Consider the following 24,843-nt stretch of genomic DNA (forward strand, 5'->3'; position numbering starts at 1 on the left):
TTATTCTGCTGCTGCCAACCGTCATGGTCGGCATTTGGGAGATTGTACGCCATCAGTTCCTGATGCCTTATCTCTCCATGAACATGGGCAATTACTTAACCCCTGTACTGGTGTTCCTGTTCAGTATAGTCCTGCTGTTACCGCTGTTCTCCCTCATGGAAAAGAATGTACAGGAGCTGGAACAGGAACGTATGCTTAAGACGGCAATGGAGGCCCGGGAGGCGCTGGCGAAAGAGCTGCATGACGGGATGGCGCAGTCTTTATTCTTGCTGTCGGTACGGATTGACCGCCTGGAACAGAAGCACGAGCGGGGCGAGATGAACGGGGAAATGATTGGACAGCTGAAAAAAACCGTGCATGAGGTCAACCGCTATGTCCGGCAGGCTATATCCAATCTGAAGGTTCCGGTTACGGGTCCGCAGTCGTCTCTACTTAAGCTGTCGGTACAGGAGCAGCTCGCGCAGATTGCCCGTGAGGTTTCAATTGACGTAGCCTTGGACTGGGATCTGCGGGAGGAAATCTTCAGTCCTTCTGAACAAGCGGAGCTGCTCTCCTGTATCCGTGAGGCGATGATTAACGTACGCAAGCATACCCGGGCGGGCAAGGTTGCGATTTCCGGCCGGGCGGATGAGCAGGGCTGGCGGGTTGCAGTCTCCGATGACGGTGCCGGAATCCGGCATGAGGACCCTTTTGCCGTAAGCGGCAGCTATGGGCTGCAGATCATGAAGGAACGTACGGAAGGCATGGGCTGGACGCTTACGCTGAAATCCGGGGATTCCGGGACCATTGTAGAAATTGCCAAAAGGGGGACCTCCGTATGAACCGCTGCAGGGTGCTTGTAGTGGATGATCACGCCCATGCCCGTGAGGCGATGTGTGAGATTCTGGCGATGGATGAGCGCTTTGAGGTCATCGGTGCCGTGGGGAGCGGTGCTGAGGCGATAGAGTGGACCGGACAGTGGATGCCCGATCTGATTCTGATCGATATTCAGATGCCGGAGATGGATGGCTTGGAGACCACACGGCGGATCAAACAGGAATATCCCTATGTCAAAATCGTAATCGTAACCGTTTCCGACGAAATCTCCTATTTATTCGAAGCGCTGAAGCAGGGGGCACAAGGGTATCTGCTGAAAAATCTGGCCCCGTCCACCTGGATCGAATACCTGCTGGCGATTGTCAGTGAGGAGGTTCCGCTGAGCCGGGAGCTGGCTTTTCAGATTCTGAAGGAATTTGCTGTCACTTCCGTCAAGGAAGAGCGGGAGGCATTAACGGCGCGGGAGAAGGAAATACTGGGCTGTGTCTCCTCCGGCTCCACGAATAAGGAAATTGCGGCAACACTTGGCATTTCGGAGCATACGGTCAAAAACCATCTCAAAAACATCCTCCAGAAGCTGCAGCTGCAGAACCGCACACAGCTGACGCGGTATGCCCTGGAACAGGGGCTGGCTTCCCGGGAAAGGGATTTCCCCAAGAAAAAATAGAACGAACCGGAAGATTCAGTGATTCATGAAAAGGGGGACATGTAATTTGAATAAACTTTTCCGTAAAATCGCAGTTTTAGCCGCACCCTCTGCCGCAGCCCTGATGTTGTTCGCTGCGGCTGCCAGTGCGCATGTGACCGTGGCTCCGGCAGAATCAACCACAGGTGCATGGGAGACATATACTCTGAAAGTGCCTTCAGAAAAAGAGGCTGCCACTGTGCAGATCGACCTGCGCATTCCCAAAGGGGCGGAATTCAAACAGTACGAGGCTGTACCGGGTTGGAAAGTGACGATTGACGGCAATAAAATCAGCTGGACATCGACCGGAGCAGGGATAGAGGCCGGGCAGTTCCAGCGCTTTTACTTCACGGCCAAGAACCCGGATACCGCAGGCGAAATCGCCTGGGATGCCTACCAGCATTATGCCGACGGCAGTCTGGTCCAGTGGTCCGGTGATGAAGGTACGGATACTCCTCATGCCATCACCGAGATTGTGCAAGCAGCCTCAGGGAGCAGCAGCCATTCTCACGGTTCGGCGAATATGGACACGGGTGCCAAGGATTCAATGAGCATGGATGAGCACAATGCGATTATGGAGAATCAGAATTCAACGTCCAGTGTTTCCCCGCTGCTGTACATTGCACTGGGCATTTCTCTGCTGTCTTTTTTGCTGGCGGCAATTGGGCTGCTGCGGGGACGGGCATAGCGCTAAGCGGGTACACACGACAAGAGACCGGGCAACGTTGATCCTAAAGCTATTCCTTTGCTGTAGAGCTATATTGCAGCAAGGAATAGCTTTTTTTAATACATAAGAATGTATATGTTTCACGAATAAAATCATCTTTCTCTTTCTCGCTGAAACGGATGCCTGAAAGCGATACGCAGTATGCTGTTTCGGAAGCATAACGAAACGGGATGACTTGAGGCGCCCAGGGCGGAACTGTTTTATCCTTATATACTTAATATGTAATTATTAGCGAGAAAATGGTACAAAAACAGACGACGATTTTCCCGCAAAATCAACCATTTTCCATATCATATTATAATATTTACCAATTATAATGTAAGCGTTATCAGATGTACATGCTGCTGTTTGCCGGATCAGATCGGGGATCAGGAAGGAGGGCAAGGAAACGGGAAAAGCCCAAGAACCACAAGGAATGGACTGGGAAAAATCAAATCATAGGAGGCGTAAATTGTGACACGTAAACGTATCCGGAAACTGGGCCTGGTTGTGCTTCTGGCCGCTATGACAAGCTCGTTATTCACCGCCTTTCCAGCGATTACCCGTGCAGCGGCAAGTGAAGCCTACAGCTGGAAAAGTGTTGTCACCGGCGCGGGCGGAGGTTTTGTGCCCGGCATTATTTTTAATCAGAGTGAACCGAATTTAATCTATGCACGCACCGATATCGGCGGCGCATACCGCTGGAATCAGGCTACTGGCAGCTGGGTATCCATCAGTGATGCAGTAGGCTGGGTAGACTGGAACAAGAACGGTGTGGATGCGCTCGCCACGGACCCCATCAATCCGGACAAGGTATATATGGCTACAGGCACCTATACCAACAGCTGGGATGATAACGGGCAGATTATGCGCTCCAGCGACCGGGGGAATACCTGGCAGTCTACTCCGCTGCCGTTTAAGGTTGGGGGCAATATGCCCGGCCGGTCCGCAGGGGAGCGACTGGTTATCGACCCCAACAAGAACAGCATTCTCTTTTTTGGAGCACGCAGCGGCAACGGATTATGGAAGAGTATAGACTCGGGGGTAACCTGGTCGAAGGTAAGCTCCTTCCCGAATGTGGGCACCTATATTCAGAATCCGACACTGGATTACGGTAATGATCTGGTCGGATTATCCTGGATTACTTTTGATAAAAGCACCAGCACACTAGGCAGCCCGACTCAAACAATCTATGTCGGTGTTGCCGATACTGCTAGCAGCGTCTACCGCAGTACCGACGGGGGAGCAACGTGGACGGCAGTTCCCGGACAGCCAACCGGCTTCCTGCCCCATCATGGGGTGCTGTCATCCACAGGAGACCTTTACATCACCTACAGTAACGGTGTCGGCCCTTATGATGGAAGCAAGGGCGAAGTGTGGAAGCTGAATACCGCCAGCGGAGCCTGGACCAATATCAGCCCAAGCACCGGAACGGATAACTGGTATGGCTTCGGCGGATTGGCTGTAGACGCCCAGCACCCGAACACCGTTATGGTTTCAAGTCTGAATGCATGGTGGCCGGACGAGGTGATTTTCCGCAGTACGAACGGCGGTGCGACCTGGAGCCGGATCTGGGACTGGGGCAGCTATCCTGAGCGTACGTATAAATTCGCTATGGACATTACCGCAGCACCTTGGCTTGATCATGGCGTCACCAACCCTACTTCCATAGATCCATCACCGAAGCTAGGCTGGATGATGGGGGATCTGGAGATTGACCCTTTCAACTCGAATCGTATGATGTACGGGACCGGAGCCACCATCTACGGAACGAACAATTTGGGCTCCTGGGATACCGGGGGCAAAGTTAATATTTCAGTGATGGCCAAAGGAGTGGAAGAAACGGCAGTCCTTGGCCTGATCAGCCCTCCATCGGGAACCGCCCACCTGATTACGGCGCTTGGCGACGTTTCCGGATTCCGCTATGAAGATGTAACCCTGGCACCCGTCAAGTTCCAGACGAGCCCGTCCTGGGCAACAACAACAGGTATCGATTATGCGGAGCTGAGTCCTGCCTATGTTGTGCGTGTAGGAGGTGCAGATAAGGAGAAGTCTCCGAGCATGAAGTCAATCGGAATCTCCAATGACGGCGGTGTCAACTGGTATATGCCGAATGGCGAGCCTTCGAACGGAACCAAGACGACTGCAGGACAAGGACAGGTTGCGGTATCGGCTAACGGCAATTCCATCCTGTGGAGCACTTCGGATATCGGAGTCTACTATTCCAAAACTACAGGCAACTCCTGGACCGCAAGCACAGGCGTTCCGGCAGGCGCCAAAGTGGCATCTGATCGGGTGAACCCGAACAAATTCTATGCGTTCTATGCCGGAACCTTCTATATCAGTACAGATGGCGGAGCTACCTTCAGCGCTACTGCGGCAACGGGGTTCCCAACAAATAACGTAGCTGGTCTACAGCCAAATCAGGCACAGATCAGTATGAAAGCCGTGCCCGGCATCGAAGGCGATATCTGGTTTGCAGGCGGCAATGCGGTTGAGGGCAAATATGGCATATGGCACTCTACTAATTCAGGTACAAGCTTCACCAAGCTGACGAACGTTGAGGAAGGCGATCTGATCGGCTTTGGCATGGCCGCTCCGGGCCAGAGCTACATGGCCCTCTATACGGTAGCCAAAATCGATGGCGTCAGAGGTGTCTTCCGTTCCGATGATGCCGGTGCATCATGGGTACGGATTAATGATGACGCCCATCAATATGCCAAAATCAACATGGCAATTACCGGTGACCCTAGAGTATACGGCCGTGTCTATCTTGGGACGAACGGTAGAGGCACACTTTATGCGGATCCGGTAAATCCTCCAGTTACCAGCGCGTCGATTACACCAACGAGCGCCAGTTTTGATAAGAAGACTGCAAACCAGGCCGATATCCCAGTCACATTGACACTGAACGGCACTACATTTAGCTCCATTAAGAACGGTGCGGCAACCCTAACAGCTGGAACGGATTACAGTGTAAGCGGGACAACGGTAACGATTAAGAAGGCTTATCTGGCTGCCCAGGCAGTGGGCACTACCCAGCTAACGTTCAATTTCAGTGCGGGTGCTGCAAAAATGCTGACCGTAGCCGTCGTTGATACAACTGGAACGGCCAATTCGGTGATTACACCGGTCACCGCGGGCTTTGACAAGAAGACAGCGAATCAGGCAGATGTTCCAGTCACACTGACATTGAATGGCAACAGCCTTAGCTCGATCAAGAACGGTGCTGCCACCCTGGTGTCCGGAACGGATTATACACTGGGCGGGACAACCGTAACGATCAAGAAGGAGTATCTGGCAGCACAGGCGGTGGGCACGACTACGCTCAGCTTCAATTTCAGTGCCGGAGCTGCGCAATCCCTGGCCGTAAGTGTCGTGGATACAACAGCCCCACCTGCCGGAGCACTTAAAGTACAGATGTATAATGGTGCAACAGCAGCGTCGGTGCAATCCCTCAATCCAAAGTTTAAGCTGGTCAATACAGGGACTAGCAGTATTTCGCTGTCAGATGTGAAATTAAGATACTACTACACCATTGACGGTGAGCAGACACAGAACTTCTTCTGTGACTGGTCCCAGGTCGGCAGTGCGAATGTGACAGGCAGCTTTGTCAAAATGCCGTCTGCCAAGACAGGCGCAGACTACTACCTGGAAATTGGATTTACCAGCGCAGCAGGATCTCTGGCGGCTGGGGCAAGCATTGACATCCAGATGCAGGCTGTAAAATCGAACTGGAGCACCTATACGCAGACAGGGGACTACTCCTTCAATGGGGCGGGGACCAATTATGCAGACTGGACCAAAGCTCCAGCCTATCTTTCCGGCAATCTGGTGTGGGGAAATGAACCTTCGTAACTCACCCGCATACCTGAATTAGAAGGGGTTTATCTGAGGGTTATAGCTAGAAAAATAGCAGAGCAGTGATCATCCCGTTATCGGAGGATCACTGCTCTGCGTTTTTGATCATTGACGGCTTTTGCTCACAGCTTTACTTCACACGAAGTACTCATGCTGACTCTGCTTCGTATTTATAATGTCTGTCCGCTGTCCACCGTAATGATCTGCCCGGTCATGGCTTCCTGCTCCAGAGCGGCGCAGATGAACCGTGCGATATCCTCCGGTTCGGCTATCCGCTGGAGCAGCAGATTCGGCGCGAGCTGGCGCATTTGTTCTTCCCGCCCAGTCCACCATCGGGTAGCGACTGCCCCCGGCGCTACACAGTTGACCTGAATGTACGGAGAAAGCGCGCGGGCCAGGGATCGGGTTAAACCATGAATGGCCGCTTTGGATACAGCATAGGGAAGAGAGGAGCCGGCTCCTGTATTCCCCGCAATGCTGCCGAGGTTGACAATAGCTCCCTGCTTGCGCTTTTTCATATATACCGCCGCTGCTCTAGCGCAGAAAAACATACCCTTGACGTTGACATCGTACAGTTCATCCCACACCTCCTCCGTGGCCGCTTCCAGATCGTCTATAGGGATGTGTCTGGTGATACTCGCGTTATTCACGAGCAAATCGATGGTTCCGAAGGTTCCGGCGATCTGCTGAGCCATATTCCGTACCTCTGCATCCCGGGCTACATTTGCTTGAACCGCAAGGGCCCGTCCGCCTTTTTCAATGATCCGCTGAACCGTTTCCAGCGCTTCCGCTTCCGAGCGGGAGTAATTGACGGCGACTGTGGCTCCGCGTGCAGCCAGTTCGAGGCTTGTCGCTCGGCCAATCCCCGTCCCTCCACCTGTGACCAGCGCGACTTTTCCTGACAATTCCATTCGTATTCACTCCTTGATTGTGTTTTTATCCTAACAACAGTTTATATAACACGTTCGATTTTGTATAATTGAATGAATTGAAGGATGAGTTCAATTTGGTTGAATTAAGTATGCGTAGGCTTGAGTTGAGGGGAGGGAATGAAGCTGGATCTGAAAACTCTAAAAACCTTTCAAGCAATCGTCCAGAGCGGTAGCTTCAACCGGGCAGCGGAAGAGTTGAATTATGCCCAATCTACGGTCACGATGCAAATTCAGAAGCTGGAGTCGGATCTGGGTGTTCAATTGCTGGAACGGGGCAAAGGTATTACACTCACCGAAGCGGGACGGTTGTTTCATGAACAGAGCCTCAGAATTGTAAAGGATATGGAACGGCTCCAGAGCAGCATTACGGATTTAAAATCAGGTGAAGCAGGGAATGTCCGTATCGGCGCTGCTGATCCCACAGCGAGCTACCGTTTGCCTGTCATCCTGAAGAAATTCTTGATACGGTTTCCCAAAATGGAGCTGTCCGTGGATATCTCCGGTTCAGGTGCGCTTTGTGACCGGCTCCTGCGCGGGGAGCTGGATGTTGTGCTCTGTTCCGCTCCGGAGCTGGGGAAGGAGCTGCATTTTGAACCGCTGTTTACAGAGGCATTTGTGCTGTTAATGCCCGAAGGCCATCCGCTGGCTTCCGCGCCCGTCATTACAGCGGATCATCTGCGAGGCAACCGCCTGCTGATTACAGCACCTACTTGCCCCTACCGCAAAAAACTGGAGAGCGTGCTGAGGGAATCTGCCGGACCGCCGCTGAATACGATGGAAATCGGCAGCATGTCTGCACTGAAGTTCTATGTGCAGAGCGGCCTTGGAATTGCGCTTGTACCTGAGGTTACTCTCGACCCCGTCCCTCCCGGAACTGTATTCCGAAGGCTGGAGGGCAAAGCTGTGGACATGACCTGCGGCATCATTTGCCGAATCGGTGATTACCCCTTGAAACCGGCCATCCGCAGCTTGTATGATTTCATCAGGCAGGAACTGGCGGTGCTGCCGGTCATTTAGCCGAGAATAGGAACCAGGAAAGGTGAGCTGAGCGGAGATGAGCAGAAACAAACTGGATTTGGAGCGTATTGTTTTTATTGGCCGCACGTTTGAGGAGTATTTACGGATGTTCGATCTTCAGCGTGAGGAGCTGATGGGACGGAGTATTTTGGACTGCCCGGCGGGAGCCTGCTCTTTTACTGCCGAGGCAAACAAGCTTGGTGCGGCATCAGTTGCCGCAGATATTGCGTATGATTATTCCGCTGAAGTGCTGAGGGACAAAGGGCTGAGAGATATCGATCACACCGTGCAGCAGGTGGGTAAGGTCAAGGACAGCTTTGTGTGGGAAGAGTTCGCTTCAGTGCAGGAATTACAGCAGGCAAGGACGTCAGCCTTAACGATCAGCACCCTGGACCGGCAACAATTTGGTGAACGGTATGTTCCGGTAGAGCTGCCGATGCTTCCGTTTGCCGACCAGACCTTTGATCTCACATTGTCCGCACATTTTCTGTTTATGTACGGGGACCGGCTGGACTATGATTTCCATCTCAGGACCATTGAGGAATTGATGAGAGTTACGAAGTCGGAGATTCGGATCTTTCCGCTGGTGGACTTATCCTGCCAAAGATACAAGGAGCTGGAGAGACTGCTCTGTGCGGTTAAGGACCAAGGCTGGACTGCTGAAGAGAGGTTGGTCCCTTATGAATTTCAGAGGGGAGCGGACTCTATGCTACGGCTGCTGCGTGCTTAAGCGGACCTGCACAGTACCCATGGATTTATTAGGCTGAACCTAAGACTGGAACACACATAAACCCCTATTATTGATTTGCATCAATAATAGGGGTTTATGGTGTAGATACTATACCCATGTTATTCTCAGACTCCTTATCCTATCCTTGTTCTCAGCCGGGTAGAAATCGTCCGAGGCGGCATTCAATTTGCCTATCCTGCTTATGATTCTTCTCTAATTCATCCGCTGGCTAACGATTGGTTTCATGGTTCAATGTTTGAGCTTTAAGAAGCTCATACCCTTTCGTCCCGGGATGGATTGAAAGTTTCAGCAACAGGATCAAAGATATAGTCTCAATCTCAGGGAGTACATCTGCCAAAGATTATTTTCGGAGAGAATGTTTCTGCCCGCCGGCTTCCTTTCAGCAGTGTATGGTTCCTTGAGTTGATACCTGAATTATACCGTCATTTCCCGGATTCGTAAAAAGGCGAAACCCTTAAATTTGGGGCTGTTTTGAAAAACAATCTAATGTAAGCGCTATTATACTCCGGTATCCTTAGTTTCTTGAGGTATAATTACTTATACATAAGCTTGCGGAGATTCAAGGGAAGGATGACCAATGATGAAGCTGTTTCAGGTCAAAACGGAGCCGCTGGGTGTGGAGCGGGTTCAGGAGTTTTTAGAGGACAATTATGTATGCATCGGTTATACCGGTGTGGGGGATCTGGAGTATGCAGGTAAGGAGGAAATGCGTAAGCGTCTGATTCTTGCCGGGACTGGGGAAGGAGCTGAGCTGGATGCCGCGCTGGATCATCTTCAAATCTTCGTTCACGACATGCAGGATGGGGATTATGTGCTGATAGCGGATGAAGAGTGGGCTTATCTGGGCGATCTGGGCGATTATTTTTATGCGGGTACATTCGATTCGGCTGAAGATGGGCGATGCCACAGACGGGGAGTAACCTGGCTAAAAAGCGTACCTCTTGCGATGCTTCATCACACGCTGAGAGAGTGGTTAACAGAGGCGGAGGTTATTTCGCAATACACAGGGACGCTGCCCGGCGCCAGGCTTGATTTATGGATCACAGAGTCAACAACAGAAAGTCTAGTCAGCGCAAAAACAGCAGGAAAAGTTGACGATGAGATGGTTGCCGAGGCTCTCGCTGTATTGAAGGCTGCTTTGCAGAGTGAGGACGCGGAGCGGAGGGAACGGGCGGCAATCGCCATCCTGCAGTATGCAAAATGATTGCTGGCACTAATGAATTTAAAAAGATTTCATAGTATACTAAGATAGCGCTAACAAAATTTAGTCTATGCTTGCAGGACAAGCCAGTTTCATTGAGGATTCATAGGTATTTTGCTAACAAACATGAAATGCATGCTGTTGAATTGAGTTTTTCGCGAAAATAGAATGCTAACAAATTCAGGCCGATGCTTCCGGTGCCAGTTAGAATAATTACTGCGAAGCCTCGCCCGCCAATTTTAGGAGGATCAGATGGGAATTCAATTTCATTCGGGGGAACGTATATTTCATATTCAGAGCCGTGCAACCAGCTATGTTCTCCAGCTCCTGCCCACAGGAGTCCCGGTTCATATCTATTGGGGGAGAGCCATCCGGGCAACCGCGCTATCTTCTATCCTGCAGCGGACGGAGCGCTGCTCCTTCTCGCCAAGTCCCTATCCTGAAGATATGTCAATCTCCTTTGACACGATTTCGCAGGAATATCCATCGTATGGTGTTGGGGATTTCAGGCATCCCGCCTACCAGATTCAGGCACCTGACGGGACGACAGCCTCCGAGGCTGTGTACGATACCCATCGGATTTATCGCGGTAAACCTGCACTTCAAGGCCTCCCAGCGACTTATGCCGAGCATGAGGATGAAGCGGAGACTCTGGAGCTGGAGCTGCTAGATGCGGTAGCCGGGTTGCGGATCATCCTTAGTTACACTGTGTTTAATGAATTGAATGCGATTACGCGTTCAGTGCGTTTCATAAATGAAGGAGCAGGGGATCTGAAGCTGCTGCGCGGACTCAGCATGAGCGTAGACCTGCGCGATTCCAGCTACGATCTGCTGCACTTGTCAGGCTCATGGGCAAGAGAACGCTATGTAGAACGCCGGCCGCTCGCTTCCGGAATGCAAGGAGTGGAGAGCCGCAGAGGGGCAAGCAGCCATGCCCATAACCCGTTTATAGCCCTTCTTTCCAAGGGGGCAGATGAAGATCATGGGGAGGTATATGGAGTCAGTCTGGTCTACAGCGGCAGTTTTACCGCTCAGGCAGAGGTTGAGCCGTATAAGACAACCCGTGTATCCATGGGCATCAATCCCTTTGATTTCAACTGGCTGCTTGAGCCGGGAGAATCCTTCCAGACTCCTGAGGCAGTCCTTGTCTTCTCTGCGGCTGGCCTTGGCGCAATGTCCAGAACCTATCACAAGCTGTATCGTACGCGGCTGGCCCGCGGCACCTTCCGTGACCGTACGCGTCCTGTCCTTGTCAATAACTGGGAGGCTACATATTTCGATTTCACTGCCGATAAGATTGAAGATATCGCCCGGGCGGGCAGTGAGCTGGGCATGGAGCTGTTCGTCCTGGATGACGGCTGGTTCGGCCACCGGGACAATGACCGCAGCTCGCTTGGGGACTGGGTGGTTGATCCGAACAAGCTGCCCGAGGGTTTGGAGGATCTGGCGCGGCGGGTGAATAAGCTCGACATGCAGTTTGGCCTGTGGTTTGAACCGGAGATGATCTCGCCGGACAGTGAGCTGTACCGGCAGCATCCCGACTGGTGTCTGCATGTACAGGAACGCCGCAGAACGCTGGCCCGTACACAGCTGGTGCTGGACTTCTCACGCGAGGATGTCTGCCAGGCGATCGGTGACCGCATTGCTGCTGTGCTGCGGTCAGCGCCAATCACCTATGTCAAATGGGATATGAACCGCAATATGACTGAAATCGGATCTGCACAGCTGCTGCCGGAAAGACAACGCGAAACGGCGCACCGTTATATGCTTGGTCTATATAGTGTGCTTGAACGGATCACTTCGGAATTCCCGGATGTGCTGTTCGAGAGCTGCTCCGGAGGCGGGGGACGTTTCGATCCCGGGATGCTGTTTTATATGCCGCAGACCTGGACGAGTGACAATACCGATGCCGTCAGCCGGCTCAAAATCCAGTATGGCACAAGTATCGTCTATCCGCTGAGCGCTATGGGCAGTCATGTATCTGCGGTTCCGAACCATCAGGTTCAGCGCAATACATCCCTGGAACTCCGTGGCCATGTGGCCATGTCAGGCAATTTTGGCTATGAGCTGGATTTGACGAAGTTCACGGAAGAAGAAAAGGCGGCGGTAAAAGCACAGGTAGCGCTGTACAAAGAACTGCGTCCGCTGGTTCAGTTTGGGGAGCAATACCGGCTCCTTAGCCCCTTTGAAGGAAATGAGACGGCGTGGCTGATTGCGGCAGAAGATCAGTCAGAGGCTGTAGTGGTCTATGTCCGTACACTGGCTGAGCCTAATGATAAGCTGTATTACCTGCGACTTAAGGGTCTTAATCCGGATGCGGATTATGAATGGCTGGAAGGCGGCGGTGTATACGGAGGCGATCATCTGATGTATGCGGGATTGCCGCTGCCTGCATTGCATGGTGATTTTCAAAGTATCCTGTGGCGTTTCCGCAGAGTGTAGAGCGTAGAAATTACTACTGTTTAAGCAAAAAAAAGAGCCATCCGGGCTGCGGGACTGATGGCTCTTTTTGCTGCGTGCATCACTCAAAAGAACTCAACAAACTCATTCACCGGCTTGCGGTAGCCGCGGGGTCTGATCTTGTGCTTGTTGTCCTTGCCGATGGTAATAAGCATGACCGGTACCAAATTCTCAGGCAGGCTCAGGGTCGCCTTGAGGGCTTCAGAATCGAAACCGATCATCGGGCAGGTATCCCAGCCCTTGTCCTTGGCAATCAACATGAACTGCATCGCGGACAGGGAGGCATTGCGGATCGCTTCATCGCGCTGAAAAGCGTCATTTCCAATGTAGGCGCCATTGATGGCATCAATAGTGCCGTCAAATTCTTCCTCACTCATGGCTCCTAGCATTTTCAGGCCGCTATAGATTTCTGATGCCTGCAGATACGCATGCTTGTCTCCAAGCACGACGATAACGGCTGAAGCTGTGTGGATTTTATATTGGCCATAGGCTGCTTCACGGACTTTCTCTTTCAGCTCTTCATTGGCAACCACCTTATAATGCGCATGCTGCAAATTATAGGCTGAAGGGGCAAGACGGGCCAGCGAGAACATTTCCTCCAGCTCGCCCTGGGGAATCTCGATGCCCTCTACGAAGTTATTTGCGGATCTCCGTGCTTGAACCAATTCTGAAAAAGTACTCATGTTCGTTCCTCCATTGTGTATGTAGTGGTTAATAATTATTAATAGCTGACATTAATAAATGAACTTACTATTTGTTACTTGCTAAACATATCACGGCATTTTACCTTCGTCAATGACTAAATGTAACGCTGCACTAAATTTTTTTACAAAAATGAGGGATATATCGAAATCCGAAGAAAAGAAGTGATTTTAATCACAAAATAAGGGTATAGAGGCAAAAAGATTGTGACATTTTTTACATAGAGAATGTTATAATAATCACATTGATTTAGAGATTAATTATTTCGTTCATCTGTAGTCCATCTTCTATATGAAATAAAGCTATTGTAAAGGAGCGCTCATTATGTCAGAAACCATTACTCAAACCAAAGCTTTTACCAAAGAAGATCTCCTGGATCAGCTCTTGAAGCCTGAGGTGCAGGAATCCCTAACAACACTGGTGGAGCAGCTTCCCCAGATTACACAGCTGGTTGGTGCATTAACCAAATCACTTGATTTTGTGCAGGCTGTTGCATCGGATGAAGTGCTGAAAAGTGATACAGTGGGTGCTATCAAGGAGCTTGCGGAGCCTGTAGTAGATTCCGTTAAAACGATGGCGGCTACAGTGATCGAAGCCAAAGATCGTGCCAATGAGAGCAGTGAAACGATCAGCCTGTTCGGCATGATGCGAATGATCAAGGACCCCCAGGTGCAAAAAATGCTCCGTTTCATGAATGCATACCTGCAGGTCAGCGGCGAACGTAATCCACAAAAATAAGGACGGAGGAACATTATCATGTCAAAACATATCGTGATTCTCGGAGCTGGCTATGGCGGCCTTCTGAGTGCTATTAACTTGCGCAAATATATGAGTAAGGCTGAAGCTAAAATCACAGTCATCAATCAGTATCCGACGCATCAGATTATTACCGAGCTTCATCGTCTGGCCGCAGGGAGTGCTTCGGAACAAGCTGTTACTATGCCTCTTACCAAGCTATTTGCCGGAAAAGACATTGATCTGAAAATTGCCAAGGTGAAGTCATTCTCCGTTGACAACAAGCAGGTGCAGCTATCCGACGGTACGGCGCTCACGTATGATGCCCTTGTGGTTGCGCTTGGCAGCACTACGGCATACTTCGGCATCCCGGGGCTGGAAGAGTATAGCATGGTGCTGAAATCCGCTGCGGACGCGAAAAAAATCCATGCCCATATTGAAGAACGCATTCGTGAATATTCCAAGACGCACAATCCTGCCGATGCGGCCATTCTGATTGGCGGCGGCGGGCTGACCGGTGTGGAACTGGTAGGCGAGATTGCTGATGTGCTGCCGAAGCTGACCAAACGGTATGGTGTGAATGCTCAAGATATCAAGCTGATGCTGGTAGAAGCTGGGCCCAAAATTCTTCCAGTGCTGCCGGATCACTTGATTGAACGAGCGGTAACCAGCCTGACTGCCCGCGGGGTAACTTTCCTGACTGGTCTTCCTGTAACCAATGTAGCCGGCAATGTGATCGATCTGAAGGATGGCCAGCAGATTGTGGCTAATACCTTCGTGTGGACCGGTGGGGTTCAAGGCAATCCTCTTGTTGGTGAATCGGGTCTTGAAGTGAACCGCGGCCGTGCCACAGTCAATGATTTTCTGCAGTCGACCTCGCACCCGGATGTTTTTGTGGCAGGTGACAGCGCCGTTGTCTTCGCAGCAGATGGACGTCCATACCCGCCGACCGCACAAATCGCCTGGCAGATGGGCGAGCTGATCGGCTACAATCTGTATGCTTATCTGAATAACTCTGCGTCTGAAGCCTTCAGTCCGATCAACTCCGGTACGCTTGCCAGCCTGGGACGCAAAGACGGAGTGGCGATTATCGGCGCCAGCAATACTCCACTCAAAGGCTTGCCTGCAACCCTTATGAAGGAAGCGAGCAATATCCGTTATTTGTCCCACATCAAAGGCCTGTTCAGCCTGGCGTACTAATTATCATATTTTACAAAGTCCTATATGACCTTCAAGCCTATCCGATCCTTATGCTGTAAGGAGCGTTTAGGCTTGGAGGTTTTTTTGATCTGGAAAGGGTTACGGTATTGTGTTAATTTACATAGTAAATCAATGGATGGAGTGAAACCATGAATAGTGTCAGAATTCAGTTAATGACCGATTTGCAAAGAATAGAAACGGAGCACTACAGGCTTCGTGAAGGCGAAGAGCATCAGCGTTTCATCTCCCTGATGCTGGAGTATATCGGAGATCCTCAGCCGGAGCTAAGGGACGAGCTGATCTATCCGGCATTCTATGAATGGATTCTGGAGCAGCGGCTGTTCTCTTCTGACGAGCTTCGCGGGATAACGGCGGTCCTGCTGGATGAGCAGCATTTGTTCCATGGCATAGGGGGCCAAGGGGAGGATACAGTGTTTACCAGAACCTTTACTACACTGGTTATTGGACTTATTATCCAGCGGCACAGAGAACGGCCTTTTCTGGATGCTGCTGGTTTTCTGAAGGTGAAGACAGCGCTTCTTCGCTATTACATTGAAGAGAAGGACCTGCGCGGCTATGTTGAAGAAGGCGGCTGGGCCCACTCGGCGGCCCATGGGGCGGATGCCTTGGATGAACTGGTGCAATGTCCGGAATGTGATGAGCCGTTACAACTTGAGGTCCTGGAAGTGGTTCGGAGGAAGCTCCACAACGGAGTATACATCTTCAGAGACGAAGAGGATGAACGGATGGCTACGATTGTGGACACCATGATCCGCGGCAATCTGCTTGCGCGCAAACGTATAGCTGAATGGATTGGTAGTCTTGCGGCCTCCGGCAGCCAGCCAGGCAGCCGCAGCCAATACATCAACCGGGTCAACAGCAAGAATTTCGTGAGAGCTCTATATTTCAGAAGAGAAAGGGAGGGGCTCGGTCAGGAGCTACATGAGGCCTTGCTCACCGCTGAACTGAACGTGAACAAATTCACCACCGGAACTATTAATTCTGTTCATTAGGTGCTCACCCGAAATCTATTTGCTATAATAGATTTGTTTATACTATAACTGTTGTTTTATAGGAGGCTTTTCAGTATGGAATTTCAAGAAAACGATATCATTTTGTTCCAGGGCGACAGTATTACCGATTGGGGCCGAAACTATGAAGACCCGTCCTCGCTGGGTGTGGGCTATGCACTGATGATAGCGGCGCGCCTTGGGTTGCTATATCCCGAAAAGAAACTGAGCTTTTTCAACCGCGGAATCAGCGGCAACCGTGCGGCAGACCTGCAGAAGCGCTGGGACAAGGATTGCCTGGAGCTGAAGCCGACTGTGGTTTCGATCTATATCGGCATCAACGACACCTGGCGCCGGTTTGATTCCGGTGAGGAGACTACGGCTGCACAGTTCGAAGCTTCCTATCGCGATCTGATCGAACGCACCCTGGCAGCAACAAGCGCCAAGCTGGTTCTGGTTGAGCCTTTTGTGCTGCCGGTTCCTGAGGACCGCAAAGGCTGGCGCCAGGATCTGGACCCGAAAATCCATGTGGTGCGTGAGCTGGCCCGTGAGTATGGTGCTGTGCTGGTACCGCTCGATGGATTGTTTGCTGCGGCATCTGTGAAGGCGGAGTCTGCGTTCTGGGCACCGGATGGGGTTCATCCTTCACCGGCTGGACATGCTCTCATTACCGATGCCTGGCTGAGAGCGGTAGGGGCCATTAGCTAAATGTAATAGTCAGCCTGCATTGAATACATATTTGTCTGCCATTCCGTAAGGCCGATCCGTTGAGATATAACGGATCGGCCTTTTGTTTAGATGCATCAAAAGGACAAGTTTCACATACGCGAGGGATAACATGACTATCGAAGCCACTATGAGTATAGAAAATACAATTTTTTCAGTTACTCAACTACGTTGTCATATACTTTACGAACGGCTGGATGTTCAAGGAGGTTGAAGCTAATTCACTCTTGACAGTGATTCACTTAAGGAGTAATTTGAATATATAAAAAGATTGTGCAAAATACAATTATAACAAATTTAGTTTTATAAAAAATAGTATATGAGGAGAAATTCATTATGGCTAAAAATGAAAAGACTATCGAGTTATTCCAGATGTTAGTAACCATGCTTTCGCAGCAGTCTGTCGGACACAGAATAGAGTCCAGAATTTTTGCCAGCCAGGGTTTGTCAAAACTTGGGGAGAAATATGCAGAACACGCAGAGGAAGAGATGCAGTTTGTCGGGAAATTCATTGACCGTATTATTGATCTTGGCGGTGTCGTCAAGAACGGTGTAGCGAAGGAAGTTCCGGTATACGAAGATATCGAAGAATGGCTTACATATGATGTGGAGCTTTCAAAAAGCGGCTTAGGCCAAGTTGGCGAGATCCTTGAAACCATGATTGGCGATCCGATTTCCTATGATCTATTTAAGGATTATGTTAAGGACGAGGAAGAGGATATGCTGTGGGGGGAGCAACAGCTTGCGCTTATGAAATTGATAGGCAAACAGAATTGGTTGATGAAACAGATATAAAATGGCGTATCAACCAGAACTTAATGGGAAGGATCTGCAGACATTGCAGGTTCTTTTTTTTGCAAAAGTGATAGAATGTTATTTGGTTCACAAGACTGATATAATTGGAGAATACATAAGAATTTGGAGGTGGAACCCATGAAAAGGCTGCTGCTGATCGTGCCGGTTCCGCTGGCTGTTCTGCTGAGCGGCTGCTAGAATGCTTTCGGATTCATCAATGCGAAATGGATTTCATGCAGAGTGATCTGTTTCCGGTGACAGGATTACCCTGAACTCCGATCACTCTATACAGGAATTAGTATAAGAACAAATTCAGATTTGCCAGTGAAGTGATATGAACCGAGAGGAATGTGGGCAGATGACTAGTGATACAGCACAGGATTTGCAAGGTCTTAAGGCAGCAGGCCAAGTAGTAGGTTACACTATAGCGGAAATGAGAAAAAGTGTAGTTCCAGGTATGACAACCGCTGAGCTGGATAGGGTGGGAGCAGCGATTCTGGAGCGGTTCGGCGCGAAGTCTGCTCCCAAGGTCACCTATAATTTTCCGGGAAGCACCTGCATCAGTATCAATGAAGAGGTAGCTCACGGAATTCCGGGCTCCAGGGTTATTCAGGCGGGTGATCTGATTAACATTGATGTTTCCGCCGAGCTTAACGGGTATTACGGGGACGCTGGGGTGTCTTTTCAACTGCCGCCGTTCAATGAAGAGATTGTCCATCTATGCCGCAGCACCGAAGAGACCATGATGAGTGTTATCAATCACCTGAGAGCGGGGATGAAGGTTAACGAGATCGGCCGCATGATGGAGCTGGAAGCCCGCAAACGCGGGTACAAAGTAGTGCGGAATCTCTGCAGCCACGGCATAGGCAGATCGCTGCATGAGAAGCCTTTTGAGATCCTTCCGTTCTATAACCCGCGTGTAACCACTGTGCTGCAAGAAGGGCAGGTCATCACGGTTGAGCCGTTCCTCTCAACAGGAACGGATTTCGTGGAGCAGCAGTCGGATGGATGGACACTGAGTGTGAAGGACAGCAGCCGGGTAGCCCAGTATGAACATACGATCGTAGTCACCAAGGGTAAGCCGATTATCCTGACAAGTGCCTGAAAGGCTCATTATACGAAATGGAGGCTATCAAATGGACAATACACCGCAAGTAAGTAATGCCTTTGCGACTTTTATGAAGGAAGCTCCACAGCAGCAGCAAGCCTGGATGGAGACGGTTCAGAAATTGGATGCTGCAAGCCATCTGGATCCGAAGACAGAAGAAATTGCCTATATTTCGGTGTTGGCGGCGATGCGTCTTGAAAGCGGTCTGCCTTTTCATGTGAAGCATGCCAAGGCGCTTGGAGCCACGAGAGAAGAGGTTATCAGTGCAGTCCTGCTGGGCTTGCCGGCTGCTGGTAACGGGGTTATTCAAGCCTTACCTGTGGCTTTGCAGGCGTATGACAGCGAATAATTCGTGGAATTGCCGGAAGGAGAAGGATAAGATGCGTATAGCTTTTGTACTTTTTGATGGTATCACTTTTCTGGATTTTGCCGGCTTTTATGATGTGATTCGCCGTTTGGGGGCCTATGAAGCAGGCCAAGGGCTGGAGATGGACATCTGCGGTTTCACCGGACAGGTGGAGGATGAGCAGGGACTGGTTGTTCAGATCGGCAAGGTTCAGCCGGATCTGGGGCAATATGACCTGGTCTTTGTACCGGGCGGAATGGGGACGAGAAAGCTGCTGGACGATGAACCCTTCATCTCCTGGCTTCGGGGAGCCGAAGAGGTCCCCTATAAGGTGTCCGTGTGCACGGGTTCATTGCTGCTGGGAGCGGCCGGATTTTTGCAGGACCGCTGGGCTACGACTCACCCTTCCGCTTATGAACTGCTGGAGCCGTATTGCGAACAGACAGTGAAGACGCGGATTGTACAGGACGGCAAGGTCATTACAGGAGGCGGAGTTTCTGCCTCCATTGATCTGGGACTATATATAATGTCGCTTCTGGCAGGAGAAGCTGCCATGCTTGCTGTCAAGAAGCAAATAGATTACCCCTATGATGTGCAGGGAATCATTTGCAGACAGTAGAAGCGCAGGGAAACGGGGCAATGAGATGAAAGAAAGTCCAAACCTACCGGCAACACTACAGCAGCAGATGAACAACCGTGATCAATGGCCGGTGCTTACCCATGATATGCTTCAGAAGAGCGGCCTGCCCGGACCGAGGGCCAACCTCGCACTGGCGGGCAGCTTTGCCAGCCTTTGTGCCAAACCTGATGTGACGGAGGATGCCTGGGAGCTAATCACTGCCTGGGCGCAGATCCCTGAGTCTGAAGCTGCTGCAGGTGATCCGCAGGAATTCCTGGTGTTCTGTGCAGTCTGGGCCTGCGGAGCCCATTATGCCCATGGGGCTGCCGGACGGCGGAGCCAGGCGGAAGGATTCCTGCGAGCGGCGATGAATGACGCCAGATGGAGGATTCGTGAGGCCGCAGCAATGGGGCTGCAATCCATTGGCGAGTATGATTTTGTGCTGCTTAAGCAGTTGCTAGAAGGATGGCGTGCGGGGTCTACACTGCTTGAGCAGCGCGCTTTTGTTGCAGCACTGGCACATCCGCCGCTGCTGAAGCCTGAGCCCAATGTTCTGTATTGTCTGGAGGTGGCAGACGGGATTATGGAGGGAATCGGCAGAGAGACTTCAAGGTCCGCCGACCCGGAGCATTTTCGCGTGTTGTCCAAGGGTCTGGAATATAGTCTGAGTGTATTTGCCGCCAGACTGCCGGAGCCTGGATTTGCCATGCTGCGTAAATATGCGGAGAGCAGAGATGCCCGGCTGATGAAGATTGTGAAGAGCAACCTGGGCAAATCAAGGCTGACCAAGAAGTACCCTGTTGAGGTTGCCGAGCTACTGCAGGTATTGACAACCGGATAGAATGTAACTATTATAGTTGCATCTATGGGGTAACGCACTAAGGAGAGATTTCCATGAACATCAGCACCCGGTTTGCGGTGGCTATTCATATTTTGACGCTGATCGATAGCAACAAGGAAGGCAAAAGCACCTCGGAATGGATCGCAGTCAGTGTCAACACCAACCCGGTGGTGATCCGGCGGATTACAGGCATGCTGCATAAGGCAGGGCTGGTTGAGGTCCGTCCCGGTGTAGCGGGAGCGAAGCTTACGCGAAGCCCGGCCGAAATAACATTACTGCAAATTTATAGAGCTGTGAATGCGGTAGAGGCGGATTCGTTGTTCTCTATTCACGAGCATCCGAATCCCAGCTGCCCGGTTGGCCAGAATATTGCCGGAGCCATAATCCCTGTCTTTTCTCTCGCTCAGCAAGCGATGGAAAATGTGCTGCAGGAGGTTACACTGGGTCAGATTGTGAATCAGATTCCGGTGTCTTGAAGTGTAATGGGTTTAGCGTCTCAGTAAAGGTATCCCCATCATCATATTGATGACTGCGGGATACCTTATTTTGTGCTTAGACGTGCGAGCCTAAAGCCATTATGGTAAAATCAGCCTGATCACAAGCACAGGAGGAACTCCACCGCCCGGAGCTTGCTGTCAGAAAAAGCCTGCTCCTCAAGCATCCGGTACTTGCTTTTACTGGAGAAGTATCTGAAGGCCGAATTCAAAACAATCCGCGCTACGGGAATTTATATGTTGTACCAAAGGCAGATTTGCCGTATGTATATGTGAAAAAGAACAGGCTTGGGTGGACAGCCGCTTCGGGTGGAAGCGGGCCATAAGAGTATCCGGCTGCTAAATTTAACGCGAATGGGTAAATAAAATTTAAGAAAACATTTAGCGGGAATTTATGTAATTTTAAGGTTCGGGGAGTATAGTTGAGTTCTCCACCCCCCAGTGGATAGATTTTTGCTTAGATCCTGCTGTGCCTCGGCAGGATCTTTTTATTGTGCGTAGCACCGGATTCGACAATTTCAGCAAACCTTTATTTGTTCTTCATACGCTTTTAAGCTTCAGGGCTTATAGTAATCCCATGACCCCCTTATAAATAGACCTTGGCCCTGCCGGACGTTGGCGGGGTCACTTTTTTTGTATCGGGGACATGTACGGCAAGCTGTCTAAGGCTGTCTATTGCTTTACACAATATTCCAAGTGCAGTAGACTAACACCATGCATTCGCCGAAGGGAGAGGATTGATGTTGATTTTTGCACTAGGTTTATGGTTCATGGGTCTGGTGGTGCTTTTGATCGTAATCAGAAAGGCTGTAGACGGATCCCGGACTTCAGACAAACTGGATATACTGATTGACGAAATCCGGCTGCTGCGCAAAGAGATCAGAGAGAACAAGCATATTATTGATAAGCGGATGTAACGCGGATTGCAAACATATATGGAAAGGAGTGTTATGCCCTGATCCTTTATCATAAGAAAGACCTCAGTGTTAGAAATCTGGAACCGGAGGACGCGAAGCTGCTGGTGAAATGGCTGTCGGATCCGGTTGTCCTGGAGTATTATGAAGGCCGTGACCGTCCGCATGATCTGGCAATGGTGCAGGAGCATTTTTACGAAGATACCCCGGAGGGGATGATCCGCGCTATTGTCCGTTACGGGTCGGAGGATATAGGCTACGTTCAGTTCTATCCCATTGATGACGATGAGCGGGCAGAGTATGGATATACGGATTCTGCAGGTTCGATTTACGGAATGGACCAGTTTATCGGTGAACCAAGACTCTGGAATAAGGGCATTGGCTCGCTGCTGGTGCGGGAGACGGTTATCTTCCTGCTGGAAAAGCGGGTGGATAAAATTGTCATGGACCCGCAATGCTGGAACCACCGGGCGCTGCGGGTGTATGAGAAAAACGGGTTTGTGCGTAAAAAGCTGCTTCCGGAGCATGAATGGCATGAAGGGGAATATAAGGACTGCTGGCTTATAGAATACTGCGGTACCTGAACCAAGGAGATGCTTATGAAAAATCAATTATCGCTTCTAGCGGCTAGCCTGATTCTGGGATTATCTATTATTATCGGCTGTGTGGTTATCAGCAATGATCGGCAGGCAAGCAGCGGGCAGGCAGCCGAAGCACAAGCTTTGGAGAATAAGCCCATGCTCACACTTCAAGAGACTGCTATCTTACTGGGAATCAGCGAAGATCAGGTGATGAACCTTATGAAGGCGGAAAATTCCCCTTTAAGAAATGAGGGTTCCTTTGGGGGCACAAGGATTCCATTCATCAAGGTCGATGACCAGTTTCTATTCAGTAAGGTAGATTTAATGGAATGGATTCAAGCCGCAACGTCTGAAAGAAGAGTCTATAGCGGTGATAAAAGGCTTAATTGAACGAAGAGATACTACATATCAGTACAGCATCGGAGGGTACATACGTGGAGAAAATCGCTATTATTTCTGATATTCATGGCAATGTAACCGCTCTGGAGGCCGTTTTGGCGGATATCCGGCAGCGCAAGATCAACAGGATCTTCTGTCTGGGGGACCTTGTAGGCAAGGGACCCAATTCGGATCTGGCGGTTGACCTGATTCGGCAGCATTGTGAGAAAGTGGTCAGGGGCAATTGGGATGAATACATCGCAAATGAAAGTGAGTTTGAGGCGATACAATGGCACCAGGCCCTCCTCGGACCCGGGCGAATAGCGTATTTGAGCAAGCTGCCATTCTCCATCGAGTTCTGGATGAGCGGAAAATACATCCGCCTGTTCCATGCTTCACCGCGGAGCGTAAATGAGCGTATCCAGCCCTGGGACGATCTGGCGCTGCGTTTATCGCTGTTTGAACCTTCAGAGCTGTGTGGTGAACAGCTGCCGGCGGATGTGGCCGGATACGGGGACATCCACGGGGCATATCTTCAGCATCCGGGAGGAAAAACTTTATTTAATGCAGGGAGTGTCGGCAATCCGCTGGATATCACACAGGCCTCGTATACCGTTCTGGAGGGAGATTACGGCAGCCGTGATCAGGCATCGCTGAATCTGCAGTTCGTAAGGGTTCCATATGATATTGAGCGGGCTGTGCAACAGGCCATAGACTCACAAATGCCCCAATTGGAGCCGTATATTCGGGAGCTTAGAACAGCAGAATACCGGGGCAAGGACGCATGAATACAAGCTGTAGCTGGCTGGAATGGCATCCAGTTCAATTCGGATCAAGCCTGACCGCGATGGGGTCGGCTTTTTTTTATGAGAAGGTAATTGACAAACTTATGGAATGCTACTAAACTAAAGTTAGTTAATATGTAACTGAAACTGTTACAATCATGAATGGTAATATTGGAACTTGTTAAGACTAACCGCAATCGCAGGAATTGGATATCTTAGTTAAATCCAGGAGGGGTTTATATGACAACAGCAGCAACACTGCCGCAAACTTTGGAAATTGGACTTGTGCAGATTCGGGTAAGCGATTTGGAGCGTTCGCTTGATTTTTATCAGAATGTAGTTGGACTGAAGGTGCTCCGCCAGACTGGGCGTGAAGTGGAAATGACGGCGGACGGCCAGCATGTACTCCTGGTCCTGCGGGAGATTGAGAATGCGCGGGTGCTCCGACGCAATTCTGCCGCAGGACTGTATCACTTCGCCATTCTTGTACCGGACCGTCCGAGCCTTGGACTGGTGCTGCGCAATCTGATTGATTCGGGAATTCATGTCGGCCAGGGCGATCATCTCGTCAGTGAGGCATTGTATATTCAGGACCCGGATAATAACGGAATTGAGATCTATCGCGACCGTCCGCGGGATACCTGGAAGTATGAGGCCAACGGGAACGTTGTGATGACAACAGATCCGGTGGATGTGGATGGTCTGCTGGCCGCTTCAGAAGGTCTGGCATGGACCGGACTGTCTGCAGGTACCGTGATCGGGCACGTTCATTTCCATGTGGGCGATCTTGGCGAGGCCAAGAGATTCTACGTCGATACGCTGGGCTTCGAGCAGACGGCTGCGTACGGTGATGCGGCGATGTTCATCTCGGCCGGCGGGTATCACCATCATATGGGACTGAACGTTTGGGCAGGACAAGGTGCTCCGGCAGCACCGGCCGATGCGGCGGGCATTGACTATTTTACCCTGCTGCTGCCAAGTGTTCCGGAACGTGATGCCGTAGCTGAACGGGTGCGTTCCGCCGGATACAGAGTGGATGTGGCGGATGGCATAGTAACGGTTATCGACCCATGGAATATAGGTGTTAAGCTGCTGGTGAAGCCGTAAAGAACAGCAAAACTTGTTCATCTTCGCGGATTCCCCTATAATATGTGGAAATAAATGAGCGAAAGGATGGATG

At 50.7% G+C, this 24,843-nt stretch carries 25 protein-coding genes; 23 read left to right on the plus strand and 2 right to left on the minus strand.

Features of this window, described 5'->3' with window-relative positions:
* Positions 1 to 23 precede the first annotated feature (23 nt).
* The 4 genes from A3844_RS19020 to A3844_RS19035 all read left to right on the plus strand — a co-directional run bounded on the left by A3844_RS19020 (position 24) and on the right by A3844_RS19035 (position 6,065).
* Positions 24 to 821, plus strand: coding sequence for a sensor histidine kinase (locus A3844_RS19020; RefSeq protein WP_074108211.1), 798 nt, complete (start codon positions 24 to 26; stop codon positions 819 to 821).
* On the plus strand, positions 818 to 1,483 hold the full coding sequence (locus A3844_RS19025) for a response regulator (RefSeq protein WP_074108212.1): 666 nt from the start codon (positions 818 to 820) through the stop codon (positions 1,481 to 1,483). Before A3844_RS19020 ends, A3844_RS19025 begins: the two co-directional genes overlap by 4 nt.
* 46 nt (positions 1,484 to 1,529) lie before the next feature.
* A complete protein-coding gene (locus A3844_RS19030; protein WP_244169805.1) occupies positions 1,530 to 2,189 on the plus strand; it encodes a YcnI family protein in 660 nt (219 codons plus the stop codon).
* Between the two features lie 543 nt (positions 2,190 to 2,732).
* A complete protein-coding gene (locus A3844_RS19035) occupies positions 2,733 to 6,065 on the plus strand; it encodes a X2-like carbohydrate binding domain-containing protein (RefSeq protein ID WP_425270615.1) in 3,333 nt (1,110 codons plus the stop codon).
* Between the two features lie 173 nt (positions 6,066 to 6,238).
* On the opposite strand, the gene A3844_RS19040 is transcribed toward A3844_RS19035, so the two are convergent.
* Positions 6,239 to 6,979 carry an SDR family NAD(P)-dependent oxidoreductase gene (locus A3844_RS19040; protein ID WP_074108215.1) on the minus strand — a complete coding sequence of 247 codons (741 nt, stop codon included), beginning with the start codon at positions 6,977 to 6,979 and terminating at the stop codon, positions 6,239 to 6,241.
* A 144-nt stretch (positions 6,980 to 7,123) separates the two neighbouring features.
* On the opposite strand from A3844_RS19040, the gene A3844_RS19045 reads away from it, so the two are divergent.
* From A3844_RS19045 to A3844_RS19060, 4 genes are all read left to right on the plus strand, one after another.
* A complete protein-coding gene (locus A3844_RS19045) occupies positions 7,124 to 8,017 on the plus strand; it encodes a LysR family transcriptional regulator (protein WP_074108250.1) in 894 nt (297 codons plus the stop codon).
* 37 nt (positions 8,018 to 8,054) lie between these two features.
* Positions 8,055 to 8,747 carry a class I SAM-dependent methyltransferase gene (locus A3844_RS19050; RefSeq protein ID WP_074100545.1) on the plus strand — a complete coding sequence of 231 codons (693 nt, stop codon included), beginning with the start codon at positions 8,055 to 8,057 and terminating at the stop codon, positions 8,745 to 8,747.
* A gap of 598 nt (positions 8,748 to 9,345) precedes the next feature.
* On the plus strand, positions 9,346 to 9,972 hold the full coding sequence (locus tag A3844_RS19055) for a hypothetical protein (RefSeq protein WP_167374706.1): 627 nt from the start codon (positions 9,346 to 9,348) through the stop codon (positions 9,970 to 9,972).
* Positions 9,973 to 10,221: 249 nt separating this feature from the next.
* Positions 10,222 to 12,411 carry an alpha-galactosidase gene (locus A3844_RS19060; protein ID WP_074108217.1) on the plus strand — a complete coding sequence of 730 codons (2,190 nt, stop codon included), beginning with the start codon at positions 10,222 to 10,224 and terminating at the stop codon, positions 12,409 to 12,411.
* Between the two features lie 83 nt (positions 12,412 to 12,494).
* Here A3844_RS19060 and A3844_RS19065 read toward each other — a convergent pair whose 3' ends face one another.
* Positions 12,495 to 13,112, minus strand: coding sequence for a nitroreductase family protein (locus tag A3844_RS19065; RefSeq protein ID WP_074088491.1), 618 nt, complete (start codon positions 13,110 to 13,112; stop codon positions 12,495 to 12,497).
* A gap of 343 nt (positions 13,113 to 13,455) precedes the next feature.
* Here A3844_RS19065 and A3844_RS19070 point away from each other — a divergent pair, with 343 nt between their 5' ends.
* The 15 genes from A3844_RS19070 (at position 13,456) to A3844_RS19135 (ending at position 24,770) form a co-directional block, all read left to right on the plus strand.
* A complete protein-coding gene (locus A3844_RS19070; protein ID WP_074108218.1) occupies positions 13,456 to 13,869 on the plus strand; it encodes a helical membrane plugin domain-containing protein in 414 nt (137 codons plus the stop codon).
* Positions 13,870 to 13,887: 18 nt separating this feature from the next.
* Complete coding sequence (locus A3844_RS19075; RefSeq protein ID WP_074108219.1) at positions 13,888 to 15,066, plus strand: NAD(P)/FAD-dependent oxidoreductase; 1,179 nt, start codon at positions 13,888 to 13,890, stop codon at positions 15,064 to 15,066.
* 149 nt (positions 15,067 to 15,215) lie between these two features.
* A complete protein-coding gene (locus tag A3844_RS19080; protein ID WP_074088494.1) occupies positions 15,216 to 16,079 on the plus strand; it encodes a DUF2785 domain-containing protein in 864 nt (287 codons plus the stop codon).
* 75 nt (positions 16,080 to 16,154) lie between these two features.
* The gene (locus A3844_RS19085; RefSeq protein WP_074100538.1) at positions 16,155 to 16,784 is read left to right on the plus strand and encodes an SGNH/GDSL hydrolase family protein; all 630 of its coding nucleotides are present in this window, start codon (positions 16,155 to 16,157) and stop codon (positions 16,782 to 16,784) included.
* A gap of 354 nt (positions 16,785 to 17,138) precedes the next feature.
* On the plus strand, positions 17,139 to 17,597 hold the full coding sequence (locus A3844_RS19090; RefSeq protein WP_074108220.1) for a ferritin-like domain-containing protein: 459 nt from the start codon (positions 17,139 to 17,141) through the stop codon (positions 17,595 to 17,597).
* Positions 17,598 to 17,955: 358 nt separating this feature from the next.
* Positions 17,956 to 18,702, plus strand: coding sequence for a type I methionyl aminopeptidase (map, locus tag A3844_RS19095; RefSeq protein WP_074088497.1), 747 nt, complete (start codon positions 17,956 to 17,958; stop codon positions 18,700 to 18,702).
* Positions 18,703 to 18,733: 31 nt separating this feature from the next.
* Positions 18,734 to 19,054, plus strand: coding sequence for a carboxymuconolactone decarboxylase family protein (locus tag A3844_RS19100; RefSeq protein WP_074088498.1), 321 nt, complete (start codon positions 18,734 to 18,736; stop codon positions 19,052 to 19,054).
* A 31-nt stretch (positions 19,055 to 19,085) separates the two neighbouring features.
* Positions 19,086 to 19,670, plus strand: coding sequence for a DJ-1/PfpI family protein (locus A3844_RS19105; RefSeq protein ID WP_074088499.1), 585 nt, complete (start codon positions 19,086 to 19,088; stop codon positions 19,668 to 19,670).
* 25 nt (positions 19,671 to 19,695) lie between these two features.
* A complete protein-coding gene (locus A3844_RS19110) occupies positions 19,696 to 20,511 on the plus strand; it encodes a hypothetical protein (RefSeq protein WP_074088500.1) in 816 nt (271 codons plus the stop codon).
* A 53-nt stretch (positions 20,512 to 20,564) separates the two neighbouring features.
* Positions 20,565 to 20,987 carry an Rrf2 family transcriptional regulator gene (locus A3844_RS19115; RefSeq protein ID WP_074108221.1) on the plus strand — a complete coding sequence of 141 codons (423 nt, stop codon included), beginning with the start codon at positions 20,565 to 20,567 and terminating at the stop codon, positions 20,985 to 20,987.
* Positions 20,988 to 21,745: 758 nt separating this feature from the next.
* Positions 21,746 to 21,922 (plus strand): hypothetical protein, encoded by a 177-nt coding sequence (locus A3844_RS32825; protein WP_167374707.1) that lies wholly within the window; start codon positions 21,746 to 21,748, stop codon positions 21,920 to 21,922.
* A gap of 41 nt (positions 21,923 to 21,963) precedes the next feature.
* Positions 21,964 to 22,503, plus strand: coding sequence for a GNAT family N-acetyltransferase (locus tag A3844_RS19120; RefSeq protein WP_074108222.1), 540 nt, complete (start codon positions 21,964 to 21,966; stop codon positions 22,501 to 22,503).
* A gap of 15 nt (positions 22,504 to 22,518) precedes the next feature.
* On the plus strand, positions 22,519 to 22,890 hold the full coding sequence (locus A3844_RS19125) for a helix-turn-helix domain-containing protein (RefSeq protein ID WP_074108223.1): 372 nt from the start codon (positions 22,519 to 22,521) through the stop codon (positions 22,888 to 22,890).
* Between the two features lie 44 nt (positions 22,891 to 22,934).
* Positions 22,935 to 23,666, plus strand: coding sequence for a metallophosphoesterase family protein (locus tag A3844_RS19130; RefSeq protein WP_074088504.1), 732 nt, complete (start codon positions 22,935 to 22,937; stop codon positions 23,664 to 23,666).
* A 237-nt stretch (positions 23,667 to 23,903) separates the two neighbouring features.
* On the plus strand, positions 23,904 to 24,770 hold the full coding sequence (locus A3844_RS19135) for a VOC family protein (RefSeq protein WP_074088505.1): 867 nt from the start codon (positions 23,904 to 23,906) through the stop codon (positions 24,768 to 24,770).
* The last annotated feature ends 73 nt before the right edge of the window (positions 24,771 to 24,843 follow it).

The organism is Paenibacillus helianthi (assembly GCF_001909055.1).
GTDB classification, from domain to species: domain Bacteria; phylum Bacillota; class Bacilli; order Paenibacillales; family Paenibacillaceae; genus Paenibacillus_AQ; species Paenibacillus_AQ helianthi.